12 protein-coding genes, 1 other RNA gene and 1 pseudogene are annotated in these 16,434 nt (G+C 67.7%); 9 read left to right on the top strand and 5 right to left on the bottom strand.

The genetic code is table 11. The annotated features are described in order from the left end of the window. Positions 1-201 precede the first annotated feature (201 nt). On the bottom strand, positions 202-5,448 hold the full coding sequence (locus DID98_RS19000; protein WP_124571202.1) for an autotransporter outer membrane beta-barrel domain-containing protein: 5,247 nt from the start codon (positions 5,446-5,448) through the stop codon (positions 202-204). Between the two features lie 644 nt (positions 5,449-6,092). Further along, complete coding sequence (locus tag DID98_RS18995; protein ID WP_124571201.1) at positions 6,093-7,007, bottom strand: class II glutamine amidotransferase; 915 nt, start codon at positions 7,005-7,007, stop codon at positions 6,093-6,095. Positions 7,008-7,209: 202 nt separating this feature from the next. Here DID98_RS18995 and pyrC point away from each other — a divergent pair, with 202 nt between their 5' ends. From pyrC to rnpB, 3 genes and pseudogenes are all read left to right on the top strand, one after another. Next, complete coding sequence (pyrC, locus tag DID98_RS18990) at positions 7,210-8,274, top strand: dihydroorotase (RefSeq protein WP_044848289.1); 1,065 nt, start codon at positions 7,210-7,212, stop codon at positions 8,272-8,274. Beyond that, positions 8,271-9,148 (top strand): annotated as a pseudogene (locus tag DID98_RS18985) (DUF3025 domain-containing protein). The gene pyrC and the pseudogene DID98_RS18985 overlap by 4 nt, the downstream one beginning before the upstream one ends. 12 nt (positions 9,149-9,160) lie before the next feature. Further along, positions 9,161-9,572, top strand: an RNA gene (rnpB, locus tag DID98_RS18980) — RNase P RNA component class A. A gap of 70 nt (positions 9,573-9,642) precedes the next feature. On the opposite strand, the gene DID98_RS18975 is transcribed toward rnpB, so the two are convergent. Both DID98_RS18975 and DID98_RS18965 read right to left on the bottom strand, forming a co-directional pair. Further along, positions 9,643-10,107 (bottom strand): OsmC family protein, encoded by a 465-nt coding sequence (locus DID98_RS18975; RefSeq protein ID WP_072465471.1) that lies wholly within the window; start codon positions 10,105-10,107, stop codon positions 9,643-9,645. A gap of 436 nt (positions 10,108-10,543) precedes the next feature. Continuing rightward, positions 10,544-10,849, bottom strand: a complete 306-nt coding sequence (locus DID98_RS18965) for a DUF1090 family protein (RefSeq protein WP_124487992.1) — start codon at positions 10,847-10,849, stop codon at positions 10,544-10,546. Positions 10,850-11,160: 311 nt separating this feature from the next. Here DID98_RS18965 and rplM point away from each other — a divergent pair, with 311 nt between their 5' ends. From rplM to erpA, 3 genes are all read left to right on the top strand, one after another. Further along, complete coding sequence (gene rplM, locus DID98_RS18960; protein WP_009687896.1) at positions 11,161-11,589, top strand: 50S ribosomal protein L13; 429 nt, start codon at positions 11,161-11,163, stop codon at positions 11,587-11,589. 11 nt (positions 11,590-11,600) lie between these two features. After that, the gene (gene rpsI, locus DID98_RS18955; protein WP_011883283.1) at positions 11,601-11,993 is read left to right on the top strand and encodes a 30S ribosomal protein S9; all 393 of its coding nucleotides are present in this window, start codon (positions 11,601-11,603) and stop codon (positions 11,991-11,993) included. 207 nt (positions 11,994-12,200) lie between these two features. Further along, positions 12,201-12,572 (top strand): iron-sulfur cluster insertion protein ErpA, encoded by a 372-nt coding sequence (gene erpA / locus DID98_RS18950; RefSeq protein ID WP_006401687.1) that lies wholly within the window; start codon positions 12,201-12,203, stop codon positions 12,570-12,572. A 160-nt stretch (positions 12,573-12,732) separates the two neighbouring features. Here the strand turns inward: erpA and DID98_RS18945 are convergent, their stop codons facing one another. Further along, positions 12,733-13,881, bottom strand: coding sequence for an anhydro-N-acetylmuramic acid kinase (locus tag DID98_RS18945; RefSeq protein WP_124571200.1), 1,149 nt, complete (start codon positions 13,879-13,881; stop codon positions 12,733-12,735). Between the two features lie 142 nt (positions 13,882-14,023). Between DID98_RS18945 and tyrS the strand changes: the two genes are divergently transcribed. From tyrS to DID98_RS18930, 3 genes are read left to right on the top strand one after another with little or no spacing between them, the layout of a single operon-like run. Then, positions 14,024-15,265 carry a tyrosine--tRNA ligase gene (gene tyrS / locus DID98_RS18940; protein WP_044848285.1) on the top strand — a complete coding sequence of 414 codons (1,242 nt, stop codon included), beginning with the start codon at positions 14,024-14,026 and terminating at the stop codon, positions 15,263-15,265. Continuing rightward, on the top strand, positions 15,262-15,720 hold the full coding sequence (gene dtd, locus DID98_RS18935) for a D-aminoacyl-tRNA deacylase (protein ID WP_124571199.1): 459 nt from the start codon (positions 15,262-15,264) through the stop codon (positions 15,718-15,720). The genes tyrS and dtd overlap by 4 nt, the downstream gene beginning before the upstream one ends. Positions 15,721-15,743: 23 nt before the next feature. Then, the gene (locus DID98_RS18930; RefSeq protein WP_124487989.1) at positions 15,744-16,406 is read left to right on the top strand and encodes a histidine phosphatase family protein; all 663 of its coding nucleotides are present in this window, start codon (positions 15,744-15,746) and stop codon (positions 16,404-16,406) included. Positions 16,407-16,434: the final 28 nt, after the last annotated feature.

The following is a 16,434-nucleotide window of genomic DNA, read 5'->3' as shown; positions in this document are numbered from 1 at the left end:
ACCGCAAGGACGATTTCTTCTCGAATCCGAAGTCGGACCGCGCGAAGGACTTCCTCGCGAAAATCCTGCACTGAGCGTTCGTGCAGCGCGTGCGCCGCATGCACGCCGATGAAAAAACCGCCCGGCTGAACACCGGGCGGTTTTTTTTCGCGGGCTGCCCGTCGCCCGCCGATGGCAGCGGACGGGTTGCCGCGTCGGGCGTTACCAGCTGTAGCGGTAGCCGACCTGCCCGGTCACGCCGCGCCGGTAATCGCCGCCGATGTTGCGCGCATATTTCACGTTCGCGTACAACGCGCCCGACTTGCCGAAGCCCGCGGTCACGCCAAGGCCGAGCTCGTACCAGGTGCGGCCCAGGTGCGTCGCGAACGGCGTGCCGCCGACGACGGTCAGTCCCGGCGACAGGAAGTCGTGCAGCACGTCGGCCGTGAAGTACGGTGTCGCGGCGCCGCCGCCCGCGTTCGCGTCGAGGTTCGGCCGGAAGACGCGCACGCCGACGCGTCCGCGCAGCGCGTGGGTCGTCGTGCCCGACACGGCCGATACGTTGTCGTTGAACCCGTTCAGCTTCAGGTACTGGTACATCAGCTGCGCCTGCGGCTCGACCGCGATCGGCGTGCCGCCGATCCCGAACGGCTTGCCGACCTCCTGCGACAGCGCGATGCCGAAGCCGTTCTGCGAGGCCTCGTTGCCGTAGCTGTCGCGATAGCGGTTGCCGTAGTGCGTGACCTGGCCGACGCTGTCGAAGTAGGTGCCGTCGGACAGGTAGCGTGTCCAGTAGCCGCCGACGCTCTGCGCGTGCATCTCGACCGAGCCCGTCGACGTCGACAGCCCGGCCGTGTCGGCGCGTGCCGTGTCGCTGAAGCTCGCGTTCGCGACCCCGATGCTCGCCGTCACGCCCGCATGCGTGCTGCCGCCGGCGGGCGCCTGGTCGAGCGTCCAGTCCTTGCCGAACTGCGCGAAGAACGTGCGCTCGTCGGCCGCGAAGCGGCCCGCGTTCGCGTCGAGGCTCTGTCCGCCGATGCGGCCCCACACGCCGTCGCGGTTGCCCGGCGCCTGCTTCTCGAGGTTGTAGATGTCGCCGACGCGCTCGTGCAGCTTGCCGAGCGTCGAGAAGCCGTAGTCGGCGTTCAGCAGCGGCGTCATCGCATAACCCGCGACGCCAGGACGGTACGCGAGATTGCCGCCGTTGTCGCCGCCCTCGATGACGGACGGGCCGACCGGATCGCCGGGGTCCGTCGGGTCCAGTTGCGAGCGCAGGTACCAGCCGTTCGCATCGCCCTGTCCGCCGCGGTAGAGACGGTATTCGTACGCGCCGGCCTGTACGGGGCCCGCGAGATGGAACGCCGACGCGGTAGTCGTGCCGCCGTTGGCCGTGACGACCACCGGAATCCCGTCGCCCTTCGTCTGCGCGCCGGTGCCGGCCGTGTTCGCGATTTTCAGCCCGGTCGTGCCGCTCGCGGTGCCGCCGTTCACGATCAGCCGGTCGGTCGGCGATGCGTCGGCGCCGAGGTAGGTGTTCAGCGCGATCGTGCCGCCGTTGCCGACGTAGCTGCCGGTCGTCAGGGTCCGGTAGCTGGCGGCCGCCGTCGGCGAACCGGACGGTGCGGCGAACGCGACCAGGCCCGCGTTGTTCAGGCTGCTCAGCACGGAGCTGCCGGTCATGTGCCACGTGCTCGAGCCGTCGACGCTCAGCGCGACCGGGTCGATCGTGCCGGTCAGGGTCGTGCCGTTCGTCAGGAACACGTTGCCGGTGCTCGACGCGTCCGACACGATGTCGCCCGCGAGATTCACGGCCGATGCGTTGAAGGTCGCGGTGCTGCCGTTCGCGAGGTCCAGCAGCGTGCCGTTGCCGGCCGTCACGACGGTGCCGTTGCGCACCGCGATGTCGACGGTGCCGCCGCGTGCGGCGAACGCCGGCCCGGTGACGGACGCGACGCTGCCGCCGTCGACGCGCACCGAGCTCGTCGCGCCGGTCGCGAGCGTGTCCGTGCTCATGACGCCGGCCGTCGCGCCCTTGAGCGTCGTGCCCGTCAGCGCGAGCACGCCGCCGCCGTCGACGGTCGCGCCGTTGCCGGCCGCGCTCGCGAGCGACGAACCCGTGTCGCCGATACGGCCGCCGTTGCGCGCGACGAGACCGTCGGCTGCCACGCCCGCCGCAGAGACCTTCGTGCCCGACAGCCACACGGTCGCGCCGCTGCCCGCGACGATCGCATGCGCGCCGGCGCCGGTCGTCGCGACGGTCGTGCCGTCGGCCGCCAGCGTCGAATCCGCGCCCGTCACGAAGAGGCCGCGTGCGTTGTCGCCGGCGGTGCGTACGACGGTCGCCGCGTCGGTCGCGATGCGTGCGCCCGTGCCCGTCGACGACAGCCCGTCGGCGCCATTGCCGGTCGTGCCGATCTGCGTGCCCGACAGCGCGATCGTCGTGTTCGTGCCGAGGTTGTCGAGGCCCTTGCCGGCGCCGCCCGCCGCGATCGACGTCGCGCCGGCCGCGATCCCGCCGTTCGAGACGGTCGAGTCGATCAGCACGCCGTCGGCACTGCCGTTCGCGACGACGGTGCCCGCGCCCGACAGCGCGACCGACGCACCCGCGCCGGTCAGGTGCACGCCCGCGACGCCGTCGTCGGCCTCGATCGTGCCCGCGTTGGCAAGCGTCGCCGACGCGCCCTGCACGAGCGCGCCGGTGCCGTTGGCCACGCGGATCGCCGACGCGTTGTTCACGGTGCCGAGCGTGCCGACCACGACGCCCGTCGAGCCTGCGCCGCTCAGCAGCACCGTGTCGCGGTTATCGAGCGTGCCGAGGTTCTGCGCGACGAAACCCGTCACGCCCGCGGTCGACGAGGTGACCGCGGCATCGTTGGTCAGCGTCGTCGCGACCGGTGCGCCGGCATTCGCGCCGGCGAGGTCGTGCGCCTGGCCGTCGACGACGCCCGCGATCGCGCCGGCCGCATTCAGGTTGATGGTCGCGCCCGAGTCGATCGTGCCCTTCGCGCCGCCTTCGACTGCAACCGCGATGCCGTTCGCGCCGTTGACGTTGTAGGTGGCGTGGCCGGTGGACAGCGTCGTGCCGGCACCGGTCGCGAGCACGCCGCGCGCGCGCTGGCCGTTGACGTCCGTCGTCAGCGTGCCGGCGGCCGATGCCCCCGTATAGGCCGCGCCGCCCGCCATGCGGAACAGCGTCGAATCGTCGGTATCGACGCTCAGGTGCTGCGCGGCGACGTTGATCTTCGAGCCTGCGCCATACGCATAGAAGCCGATCTGGTTCGTGCCCGACATGAAGTGGGGCACCGCGTTCGCGTCGACGTTGATCGTCGCGCCCGAGCGCGCATGGACGCCGATCGCACCGGTGCCCGTCAGGTTGAGCGCGCCGTCGACCGTGGCCTTCGCGCGCGGCCCTTCGGCCCACACGCCGTAGTTGCGCGTGTCCGATGCCGGATCGAGCCCGCCGGCCACGTTGATCGTGCCGGTCGACGTTGCGGCCGTCGCGGTCGAGCCGGTGCCGACCACCATGATGCCGATGCCGTTCACGCCGTTCAGCGTGATCGTGCCGGTGTTGGTCACGGTCGCGGCCGTGTTGGCCGCGAGCATGCCGACGTTGGCGAACGGCGTGCCGGGCGCCGCGCCGTTCACGACGATCGTGCCCGCGTTGCGCAGCGTGCCGGACGACGAACCGATGCTCGCCATCCCGGCGCCGTTCTGCGTCTGCGAGCCGATCACGATCGAGCCGAGGTTGCTGGCGGTGCCCGACGCGCCGAGCAGGATCCCGTACGCATGCGCGGACAGCGCGACATCGTTGGCCGCCGCCCCCGGCCCGTACTGGGCCGCGCGGCCGAGATAGATCGTGCCGCCGGCCGCGTTCGTGAAGGTGCCGCCCGCCGCGAAGCCGCCGATCACCTGGCTGTCGAGCGTCGTCGCGTTGACGCCGACGTTGATCGTGCCGGCGTTCGACGCGTTCGCGCCGCCCGTCACGGCCACCGCGTAGTTCTGCAGGTCGGGGCGGTCGCCGGCGAGCGTCCACGCGCCGACGTTCATCACGCCGTGGTTGACGAACGAGGTGCCCGAGCCGTTCGCGTACACGCCGTTGCCCTCGGTGTACGCATGGAACCCGAAGTTGTCGGGCGGCGTGCCGCTGCTCGTGTCGAAATTGTCGCCGGACGCGTAGCCGGACGAGATCACGCCATTGTTGACGCCGCTCGCGCCGCTCAGCAGGCGCACCAGCGTGAAATCGCCCGACAGGCGGCCGTCGTTGACGAAGTGCGCGCCGTTTTCCGCGAGGACGGCCGAACTCGATGCGATCGTGTTGGTGCCGCGGAAGTCGATCTGGCCGTCCTTGCCGATCTGCAGCGTCGCGTTCGCGCCGGTGCCGTGCATTGCCGACAGGTGATCGATCGGCAGCGTGTTCTTGTCGCCGGCGGACACGTTGTTCGCGTACTGGAAGGTCTCCTTCGAGAACGTGACGGCCTGGCCGAACGCGGTGTCGTACGCGGCCTGCGAGCCGAGCGCGCCGCTCCGGACCGAACGCACGAGGAAGTCGTTGTAGGCGGCGAGCGACGCGGCGTCGCTGACGGTCCACGTGCTGCCGTCGAACGCGGTGAAAGTGCCCGCATAGGCCGGCACGTCGAGCTGGAGGTTGCCGACGGAGCCGCCGCTCGCGAGGTAGTCGCCGGTGGTGAACCAGACCTGGTTGCGCGAATTCCAGTTGACGACGCTCGGGGTGGCGCCCGTCCCGTCCGCGACGGTGAGGTCCGTCTGCTTCGCGGCCATCGTGATTGCGTTGCCGGCCGAGCCGGGCGCGTTGGCGGGATTGCCGATCGACACGTTCAGCGTGCCGCCGGAGCGGTCGACGGTGCCGATCCGCGTGTTCACGTACTGGTCGCCGTTGACGTCGCGGTAGACGTGCACGTCGGTCGTGCCGACCGTCGACGCGGAGAACGCGGACGAGTCGTAGGTGGCGACCGACGTATGGGTGCCCGTGATCGTGTCGGGCGTGCCGATGTTTTGCGTCTTGCCGCCGAGCGACACCAGCGGCTGATCCGGATTTCCCGACACGATCGTCGTCGTGCCGAACGGGATGCGCGTGTAGCCGGCGTCGCCGCTGTTCTGCGCCGTCCATGCGCCCGTCACGCCGACCGCGTCGCCGCCGGACACGGTCGTGGCGCCGGCCAGGTTGTCGTTCACGGTCGGGCTGACGCTGCCGAGCGCGCAGCTGCCGCCGCTCGCGACCGCCGAACCGTCGCCGCAGCTCGACGCGTACGCGGAGCCGGCCGACAGCGCAGCCAGCGCGGCACCGAGCGCGGCGACGCGCAGCGGCGAGCGGCGCATCGCCGTGCGGCCGGCGCGGCGGCTTGCGCCCGATTCGCGGCCTGAACGCTTGCCGCGCGCCCGTGTCGTTTCCGCGACCGCGACCCAGCAGCCGGCGGCGTCGCTCCAGATCGATCGAAATGAGTGATTCACGACATGCCCTCTTTCTTGTTTTGACGTGTTATTCGCCGCATGCGGCGAATGCGCATTCCACGGTGCCGCGTGACGCGAATGGACATGCGGCAGCCGTGGCTGCATGACGCGCCGGTCGGGTTTCGTTACACCGAAGATGGAGCGAGTCTACTAATTGGCGGAGCGGGCGATTTTCAAAAAATCGGGAAATGTGGGGATGGTAACGGTATTGAGTGGTATTTCTGAGTTGTGTGGGTAATCGAACTGAAAGCCTTTGTGGGTAAGGGCTTGGTGGATTTTTTATAGAACATGCGGAAGCGCCGGTTCGGTAGGCTGGCGCACGATAGGCGTGGGGATTTTGCTTTAAGCTGAGGATTCCGGATTATCCGGTTTCGAATATCTTATTTTATTTGTTTCGACGGTTAATCATTTTCACTTGAAAATTAATTAAATAAAAGTGAATGTCGTGTGGCGACGCACGCGTGCTTGAAATGGCAGCCTGAATGGAGTTGTCGGGGGAGATTTTCAATGCGGGCAATCATCGGCGGATGCCGGGCGCCGGATGCGTGGTTCGACGATCCGGGCATGACGCGGGATCGCCGGGCCGCGACGCTGGCGGAACAGCGCAACGCATGAAGCGCGCGCCCGGCGGCGGCGCGGCGCGCTCAGAAATCGATCGAGTCGTCGGAATCGTCGTCGGCGCCGGCCGCGAGTGCGGCGTGCTGCATACCGCACGGCGCGGACGCCGACGCGTCGAGCGCCGGGTTGCGCAGTTTCTCGAGCACGCACTCGGGCACCGGGATCTGCATCCGCGCGGCGACGTCGCCGCACTGGAACATGATCAGCTCGCCCGGTTCGAACGAGGTCCAGATTTCGTTGTCGGTCAGCGGCTGCGTGGCGATCACCGCGACGCGATCCTCGGGCGTCGTGTATTTCGCGAAGTCGATCGACAGGTCTTCGTCGACCAGATGCGCGGTCGAGAACGGCCAGCGCCGCACGAGGTAGTGCAGCCGCGTCGAGCAGTGCGCGAAGAGAGCCTGGCCGTTCGACATCAGGAAGTTGAACACGCCGTGATCGGTGATGTCGCGCGTCAGCTCGCCGACGCGCTCGAACAGCTCCGGCAACGGCGGCTGCGCGCCGGGGAACGCTTCGCGCAGCCCCTGCATCAGCACGCAGAACGCCTTCTCGCTGTCGGTGGTGCCGACCGGGTGGTAGACGCTGCCGTCGAGATCGGGTTCGTACTCCTGCAGATCGCCGTTATGCGCGAAGATCCAGTGCCGCCCCCACAGCTCGCGCATGAACGGGTGGCTGTTCTCGAGCAGGATGTGGCCTTGCGTGGCCTTGCGGATGTGCGCGATCGTGTTCTTGGACTTGATCGGGTAGCGCTTGACCATTTCGGCGAGCGGCGACGTGGCCGATGCCTGGTGGTCGACGAAGAGGCGGCAGGCCTTGTCCTCGAAGAACGCGATCCCCCAGCCGTCGGCATGGTGATCGGTGAGGCCGCCCCGGGCCGCGAAACCTGTGAAGGAGAATGTGACGTCCGTCGGCGCGGCGCAGTTCATTCCTAGGAGTTGGCACATTTTACTTGGGGCGGGGGCGGAAGCAGGGTAACCAACCGGGTGAACCCCGGTACAATGTGGCTTCTAGCATATCACCGAGCCTTGAGCGGTAAAAAGCGGATTCCGCCGGCCGAAGGCCCCGTGTTGCGGTTTGCCGTCAGTCGGCCCGCGCACGCGCGTTCCGGCCCCGCAGATGGCCAGCCCGTTCCTCACGACGCCTCCTATGACTGCCTCGAACGCTTCCTCTCCGGCGACGCTCACGCTCGCCCGTCCCGACGACCTGCACCTGCACCTGCGCGACGGCGACATGCTGGCCGCGGTGCTGCCGCACACGGCGCGCCAGTTCGCCCGCGCGATCGTCATGCCGAACCTGAAGCCGCCCGTCACGACCACCGCGCAAGCGCAGGCCTATCGCGAGCGAATCCTGGCCGCGCTGCCGGCGGGCATGGCGTTCGAGCCGCTGATGACGCTGTACCTGACCGACAACACGTCGCCCGACGAAATCCGCCGTGCGCGCGACAGCGGCTTCGTGCACGGCGTGAAGCTGTATCCGGCCGGCGCGACGACGAACTCCGACCACGGCGTCAGCGATCTCGCGAAGTGCGCGAAGACGCTCGAGGTCATGCAGGAAACTGGCATGCCGCTGCTCGTGCACGGCGAGGTGACCGACCCGGCGATCGACATGTTCGATCGCGAGAAGGTGTTCATCGACCGCGTGATGACGCCGCTGCGCCGCGATTTCCCCGGCCTGAAGGTGGTGTTCGAGCACATCACCACGAAGGACGCGGCCGACTACGTGCGCGACGCCGATGCGGCGCCGGGCCTGCTCGGCGCGACGATCACGCCGCAGCACATGCTGTACAGCCGCAACGCGCTGTTCGTCGGCGGGATCCGCCCGCATTACTACTGCCTGCCGGTGCTGAAGCGTGAAACGCACCGCGTCGCGCTCGTCGAAGCCGCGACGTCGGGCAACCCGCGCTTCTTCCTCGGCACCGACAGCGCGCCGCACGCACGCGACGCGAAGGAAACCGCGTGCGGCTGCGCGGGCTGCTACACGGCGCTGCACGCGCTCGAGCTGTATGCGGAAGCGTTCGACAAGGCGGGCGCGCTCGACAAGCTGGAAAATTTCGCGAGCCGCTTCGGCGCCGATTTCTACGGGCTGCCGCACAGCACCGAGACGATCACGCTGCGCCGCGAGACCTGGGAACTGCCGCGCGAGGTGTTCGCGGGCGATACGCCGGTCGTGCCGCTGCGCGCCGGCGAATCGATCGGCTGGAAGTTCGCGTGACCGGCACGCCGCCGCGCGCGGCCGGCCACGCGGCCGGCGGCGGCGCGGCGGCGTTCGCGCGGATCGACTGGTCCGCGCCGTGGCTCGCGCGTTACGCGGAACCGGGCCGCACGCTTCAGGCGGCCGCGCTCGCCGGCGAGGCCGCGCTGCTCGACGCACTGAACGGCGCGCTGCGCGGTGATGCCCGTGTCAGCGGCCGCGGCAAGCCGCTGCGCTTCGTGCCGCAGGCCGAGCTGCCGCCCGGCATCGCATACGAAACCCATATCGCCGACACCGCGGCGTCCCGACCCGCCACAATCTTCACGACTTCTTCAATGCGCTCGTCTGGTTCGCGTATCCGCGCACCAAGGCTGCGCTGAACGCACGCCAGGCCGCGGCGATCGATGTCGCGGGCGGCGTCGGGCCGGTGCGCGGCACGCTGCGCGATGCGCTGACGCTGTTCGACGAAAATGCCGCGCTGTTCGTGACGGCCGACCGCACGCTCGCCGATGCGCTGCGCGGCTTCAGCTGGCAGCAGCTGCTGGTGGCGGCGCGCGACGCGTGGGGCACGCGCTGCGAGGCGCGGCTCGTCGGCCATGCGCTGCTCGAGAAGCTCGTCGCGCCCTACAAGTCGTGCACCGCGCACGCATGGATCGTCGAAGTGGGCGACGACTATTTTTCGTGGCCTGACGCGCAGCGTGCCGCGCATGTCGATGCGCGGATCGCCGGCGAGCTCGCGACCCGCGACCTGACGAGCCGCGATTTCGCGCCGCTGCCGGTGCTCGGCGTGCCGGGCTGGTGCGAAGCGAATGCCGCGCCCGCGTTCTACGACGATCCGGCGGTTTTCCGCAGCGGCCGCCGCTCGCGCGCTGCCGGCGGCGGCGCACAGTGCTAGAATGCGCGTCGCAAAGCAGGCCAGGCAGTCGCGGCCTCGCCGCCTTCGGGCAGGCGGGGGCGAGGAAAGTCCGGACTCCACAGGGCAGGGTGATGGCTAACGGCCATCCGTGGCGACACGCGGAACAGGGCAACAGAAAGCAAACCGCCGATGGCCCGGCGCAAGCCGGGATCAGGTAAGGGTGAAACGGTGCGGTAAGAGCGCACCGCGGCGACGGCGACGTTCGCCGGCACGGTAACCTCCACCCGGAGCAATTCCAAGTAGGCAGGCGCGCATTTTCGGATGCAGGACGGGGCCCCCGTCTCGTCTGCGGGTAGGAAGCTTGAGCGCGTCAGCAATGGCGCGCCTAGAGGAATGGCTGCCACGCGCCGCGCGCTTCGGCGTGCAGCGTGCACAGAATCCGGCTTATCGGCCTGCTTTGCCGTTCGAATGCGAAAGGGCCGGCGCTCCGTCAGGAGCGCCGGCCCTTTTTTTCATGCGTGGCCGCCGTGCGTTCAGTCGGCGACGATGTCGAACGAATGCGTGAGTTCGGCGGTCTTCGCGATCATGATCGACGCGGAGCAGTACTTGTCGTGCGACAGGTTGATCGCGCGCTCGACCGTGGCCGGGTTCAGGTTGCGGCCGGTGACGGTGAAGTGGAAGTGGACCTTCGTGAACACTTTCGGATCTTCGCTCGCGCGTTCGGCCTTCAGCGTGACCGAGCAGCCGGTGACTTCCTGGCGGCTCTTCTTCAGGATCAGCACGACGTCGTACGCGGTGCAGCCGCCGGTACCGACCAGCACCATTTCCATCGGGCGCGGCGCGAGGTTGTGGCCGCCGCCTTCCGGCGCGCCGTCCATCGCGACGAGGTGCCCGCTCCCGGTCTGGGCGGAAAACGCCATGCCGTCCTGACCCATCCAGCTTACTTTGCATTCCATGCTTGCACTCCAGCGTTGCCTGATTCGGATTCGATCCGGCATTGTAGCCCGCAGCGCTTCGCTCGGCTGATGCGCTGCACGACGCGCCACGCCATGCCGCCGCGTGCGGTGCCCGGCGGGGCGCCGAACGGCGATTTCCCTGCTGTCGTTAGGGGTTTTACTCTAGGCGTGGCGGGCTTCCGGCTGCGCGCTTTCTTCCCAGTTAATTGATTTTAAAAGGGAAAATCCATTCATCGCGTGAGGCTTACCGGATTCCGCATTATGGTGTTGGATTTCGTAATGCAAATTTTCTTGTGAAGTCGGCGACGCATTCGTATAATGAGCCTCATTGGTTGTCGCGCTGCGGCAACCTCCGCATGTCTCCTCCACCCTCCTCCTAAGGTGGATTAAGCCCGAACCAGCCGTTCGGGCTTTTTTTCGTCCCATGCAAGCATCGGCGCGCAGTTTGCGCGCGTCGATATCCGTCATTGACTCCCGTTTACGCCGGCCGCCGCGCGGCTGGCTGCGATGCCGCGCCGGGCGGCGTGTCCGTCGAACGGGCGGCAGGGGCCGGAACGTGTGCGGCCGATGCATGGCCATGACCACGCGCGCAGAAGTGGCGCACGCGTTCGCGCACCGCGCGCAGGCGGGCGATGCGATCTTCGGCATGGGCGTGGCGGGCATCGGCGATGCGGGCGTCGAGAGCGTCGAGCTTGGCCTCGCAGCCGGCCCGGGCGGCGACGGCGGGCGCCGCGGCGGCCAGCAGCGCGGCCGCGAGAAAGGGCGTAAGTCGTTGTTTCATCATGCTTGTTTGTTGTTTTCCGTGATCGGCCGGTCTGGCGCGGCAAGGTCAGGTGCCGCGCGTCGATGGGTGCCGCCCCAGGCGCTCGGTTCGCCTGGTGTATCGGGGCACGACCGGATTTTGGCCCATTTCGGGCGCCGCCGGCACGGGGCGTGGATTCTCTTTGACCGCGCTGCGGTATTTCCTTTATAATTCAGGGCTTTTCCGCATTCATGCCCACGGAAAAAGAACAGGGAGAGCCTGCACCGCGCCTCGAAGCGCACACAGACAAGCAGGAAGAACACATCGGGCAAAGCATTTTTTTTGGATCGATCATGAAGACGTTTTCCGCAAAAGCCCATGAGGTGACGCGCGAATGGTACGTGATTGACGCGACGGATAAGGTTCTCGGCCGTGTTGCCAGCGAAGTGGCACGCCGTCTGCGCGGCAAGCACAAGCCTGAGTTCACCCCGCACGTCGACACTGGTGATTTCATCATCATCATCAACGCGAGCAAGTTGAAGGTCACGGGCAACAAGACTCTGGACAAGAAGTACTACCGTCACTCGGGCTACCCGGGCGGTATCTATGAAACGACGTTCGGCAAGATGCAAGAACGCTTCCCGGGCCGTGCGCTCGAGAAGGCGGTCAAGGGCATGCTGCCGAAGGGCCCGCTCGGCTACGCGATGATCAAGAAGCTGAAGGTCTACGCTGAAGCTACGCATCCGCATTCGGCTCAACAGCCGAAGGCGCTCGAGATCTAAGGGGAGCCCACATGATCGGTAACTGGAACTACGGTACGGGCCGCCGCAAGAGCGCAGTCGCACGTGTCTTCATCAAGGCTGGCAAGGGCGACATCATCGTCAACGGCAAGCCCATCGCCGACTACTTCTCGCGCGAAACGTCGCTGATGATCGTGCGTCAACCGCTGGAACTCACGAACCACGGCCAGACGTTCGACATCAAGGTCAACGTCAACGGCGGCGGCGAAACGGGTCAGGCAGGCGCAGTGCGTCACGGCATCACCCGCGCGCTGATCGACTACGATGCAACGCTGAAGCCGTCGCTGTCGAACGCAGGCTTCGTCACGCGCGATGCACGTGAAGTCGAGCGTAAGAAGGTTGGTCTGCGCAAGGCACGTCGCGCAAAGCAGTTCTCGAAGCGTTAATTCCGCTTCATGGCCGCGCCGCTTCCGGGCGGCGTCCGCCGGAAAAACCGCCAGTTTTCGCGCTGGCGGTTTTTTTATGCCCGCGCGGCGGCGCCCCGCGGGCGGTTTCCTTTACTGAAATCAACAAGAACCTATTGATTTCATGGACATCAGCACGATCTTCTGATCGGCCCTACAATAGCGGCTAAAGCTTTTTGGAGAGTTCGCATGAACGCTGTTACCGAATCCGCAGCAACGACCACCGAAATGCCGGCACCGTTCGTCTTCACCGACGCCGCGGCCGACAAGGTCAAGCAACTGATCGACGAAGAGGGCAATCCCGACCTGAAGCTGCGCGTGTTCGTGCAGGGTGGCGGCTGCTCGGGCTTCCAGTATGGCTTCACGTTCGACGAGGAAGTCAACGAGGACGACACCGTGATGAACAAGAACGGCGTCCAGCTCCTGATCGACTCGATGAGCTACCAGTACCTGGTCGGCGCCGAGATCGACTACAAGGACGACCTCAACGGCGCCCAGTTCGTGATCAAGAACCCGAACGCCACGACCACCTGCGGGTGCGGCTCGTCGTTCTCGGTCTGAACGCACGACGGATCCTGTCCGGTTCGCCGGAATGAAAAACGGGGCTTGATGCCCCGTTTTTTTTTGCATCCGTTGTACGCGACGAACCGCGCGGGCGGCCTCTCGGCGCGTCCCGGACGCGCCGCATCGGGGCTCCCGCTCGTTTCGTCGTTTTCTCGTATCAGCGCGGATAAAGTGCGCCGAGCACGCGCTCGCCCGCGGCCCCCGTCACGCTCGCGAGATTGCCGGGCTGGCGCGCGGTGAAGCGGTACGCGAGCCACGCGAACGCGAGCGCCTCGACCTGCTGCGGCGGCACGCCGAGTGCGGCCGTCGTCTCCACCGTCGCCGGCACGCCGGCCTCGTGCAGTGCATGCCGGAGCGCATCGAGCAGCACCGGGTTGCGGGCGCCGCCGCCGCAGACGAACACGGCCTTGCAGCCGGCCGCGTGCAGGGCGATCTCGCGCGCGACCGAGACGGCGGTGAGTGCCGTCAGCGTCGCCTGCACGTCTTCCGGCGCGACCTGCGTGAACGCGGCGAGCTTCGCGTGGAGCCACGCGGGATTGAACAGGTCGCGGCCGGTGCTTTTCGGCGGCGGCGCGACGAAGTAGGGTTCGTCGAGCAGCGCGTCGAGCAGCGCCGCGTGCACGGTACCGCGCGCGGCGAACTTGCCGCCGTCGTCGTAGGGCTTGCCGAGATGGCGCGTCGCCCATTCGTCGAGCAACGCGTTCGCGGGCCCGCAGTCGAAGCCGCGCACGTCGCCGCCTTCGCCGGGCAGGATCGTGATGTTGCTGATGCCGCCGAGGTTGCAGACGACCCGCGTCTCGCCCGGCGCGCCGAACACCGTCGCGTGGAACGCCGGCGCGAGCGGCGCGCCGTGGCCGCCGGCCGCGACGTCGCGGCTGCGGAAATCGGCGATCACGTCGAGATGGGTGAGCTCGGCGAGCAGCGCCGGATTGTTGAGCTGGCGCGTGTAGCCGCGCTCGGGACGGTGCCGGACCGTCTGGCCGTGCACGCCGATCGCGCGGATCTCGTCGCGCGACAGGCCGGCCGTGCGCTGCAGCTCGTGACAGCACACCGCATAGCGCGCGACGAGCGCATTCGCCGCGACCGATTCGCGGTCGATCTCGTTGTCGCCGGGCTGCTGCAGCGCGAACAGCGCGTCGCGCAGCGATTGGGCGAAGCCGACGAACGCTTCCGCGAGCACGACCGGCGCGCGGCCGGTCTCGAAACGCACGGCGACGCCGTCGACGCCGTCCATGCTGGTTCCCGACATCAGCCCGAAGTAGATGCCGTCGGCCGGATGGGCGGGTTGCGGATGTCGTTGCGGCACGTTGGGTCCTCCTGGATCGAGCGGCGCGGGCCGGTGCCACGCGCCTTGCGCCCGATTATCCGCGCAACCTGACGCGTCGTTAAGCGATGCACGCGCAAGTTATGGGAAAATCCCTGTCTTTGCGACATTCTTCCTGGCCCCGATGAGCACCGAACCCAGTTCCAAGCCTGTTTTCCCGATCACCGACGAAGTCCGCCATGCGCTCGCCGTCACGAAGCGCGGCGTCGACGAACTGCTGATCGAGGAAGAGTTCGCGCAGAAGCTCGCGCGCAGCGCGGCCACCGGCACGCCGTTGCGCATCAAGCTCGGCCTCGACCCGACCGCACCCGACATCCACATCGGCCATACGGTCGTGCTGAACAAGATGCGTCAGCTGCAGGACCTCGGCCACACGGTGATCTTCCTGATCGGCGATTTCACGTCGCTGATCGGCGACCCGTCGGGCCGCAACGCGACGCGCCCGCCGCTCACGCGCGAGCAGATCGAATCGAACGCGAAGACCTACTTCGAGCAGGCTGCGCTCGTGCTCGACCGCGCCAAGACCGAAATCCGCTACAACAGCGAATGGTCGATGCCGCTCGGCGCGGACGGGATGATCAAACTCGCGTCGCGCTACACGGTCGCGCGGATCCTCGAGCGCGAGGATTTCACGAAGCGCTTCCAGGGCGGCGTGCCGATCTCGATCCACGAATTCCTGTACCCGCTGATGCAGGGCTACGACTCGGTCGCGCTGAACGCCGACCTCGAGCTCGGTGGCACCGACCAGAAGTTCAACCTGCTGGTCGGCCGCGAACTGCAGAAGCAGTACGGCCAGGAACAGCAGTGCATTCTCACGATGCCGCTGCTCGAAGGCCTCGACGGCGTCGAGAAGATGTCGAAGTCGAAGGGCAACTACGTCGGCATCAGCGAGAAGCCGACCGACATGTTCGGCAAGCTGATGAGCATCTCGGACACGCTGATGTGGCGTTACTTCGAGCTGCTGTCGTTCCGCAGCATCGAAGAAATCGCGGGCTTCAAGCGCGACGCCGAAGGCGGCCGCAACCCGCGCGACTTCAAGGTGCTGCTCGCGCAGGAAATCGTCGCGCGCTTCCACTCGCAGGCCGATGCCGAGCGTGCGCTGGAGGACTTCAACCACCGCGCGAAGGGCGGCGTGCCGGACGACATCCCGTCGGTCACGCTCGCGGGCGCGCCGCTCGCGATCGGCCAGCTGCTGAAGCAGGCGGGCCTCGTGCCGTCGACGAGCGAAGCGCTGCGCAACATCGAGCAGGGCGGCGTGAAGATCGACGGCGCGACCGTCTCCGACAAGGGACTGAAGGTCGAGGCCGGCGAGTTCGTCGTCCAGGTCGGCAAGCGCCGCTTCGCGCGCGTCACGCTGACCGCATGATCGCGCTGATCCAGCGCGTGAAGCGCGCCGACGTGCGCGTCGGCGACCGTACGATGGGCGAGATCGGCGCAGGGCTGCTCGCGCTCGTCTGCGCGGAGCGTGGCGACACCGAGGCCGCGGCCGACAAGCTGCTCGCGAAGCTGCTCGGCTATCGCGTGTTCAGCGATGAGGCGGGCAAGATGAACCTGCCGGTGTCGAACATCGACGGCGCGGGCGGCGCCGGCGGCCTGCTCCTCGTGTCGCAGTTCACGCTCGCGGCCGATACCAACAGCGGGCTGCGGCCGAGCTTCACGCCGGCCGCGCCGCCCGACGAAGGCGCGCGCCTGTTCGACTATTTCGTCGCGGCCGCGCGCGAGCGTCATCCGGTCGTCGAGACGGGCGAGTTCGGCGCCGACATGCAGGTGTCGCTCGTCAACGACGGCCCCGTGACGTTCTGGCTGCAAGTGCGGCCCTGATTCATTCCCGGAGACGCGCCGCGATGGCCACCACGCAGATTCTCTTCATTCGCCATGGCGAGACGGCCTGGAACCGCATCAAGCGCATCCAGGGCCATATCGACATTCCACTGGCCGACACGGGGCTCGCGCAGGCGCAGCGGCTGGCCGTCCGGCTCGCGCGGGACGCGCGCGAAGGACAGCGGATCGACGCGATCTATTCGAGCGACCTGATGCGCGCGCAACAAACCGCGCAACCCTTTGCCGATGCGCTCGGGCTGCCGCTGCAGTTGCGCGAAGGGCTGCGCGAACGCGCGTACGGCGTGTTCCAGGGGCATGACAGCACCGAGATCGAGACGCTGTTTCCGGACGCCTACGCCGCGTGGCAGACGCGCGACCCGGGCTTCGCGCCCGACGGCGGCGAGTCGCAGCGCGAGTTCTATCATCGCGTGCTGCATGCGCTCGAGCCGATCGTCGCCGCGCATCCGGGCGGCCGGATCGCGTGTGTCGCACACGGCGGCGTGCTCGACTGCGTGTACCGCTTCGCCAACGGTATCGACCTGTCGGCGCCGCGCAGCTATCAGCTGCTCAACACGAGCATCAACGTCGTCGATTACGTCGATGGTCGCGCACAGGTCGTGCAATGGGCCGACGTGTCGCACCTCGACGCCGCGAGCGACGACGACGGGTATCGCAAGGTACTCTGATCCGGTCGTACCGGCTTCGCCCGGCGGA

The sequence above is a fragment of the Burkholderia sp. Bp8984 genome (genome assembly GCF_003853755.1).
GTDB lineage: Bacteria > Pseudomonadota > Gammaproteobacteria > Burkholderiales > Burkholderiaceae > Burkholderia.
This window is presented reverse-complemented; position numbering and strand designations above follow the sequence as displayed.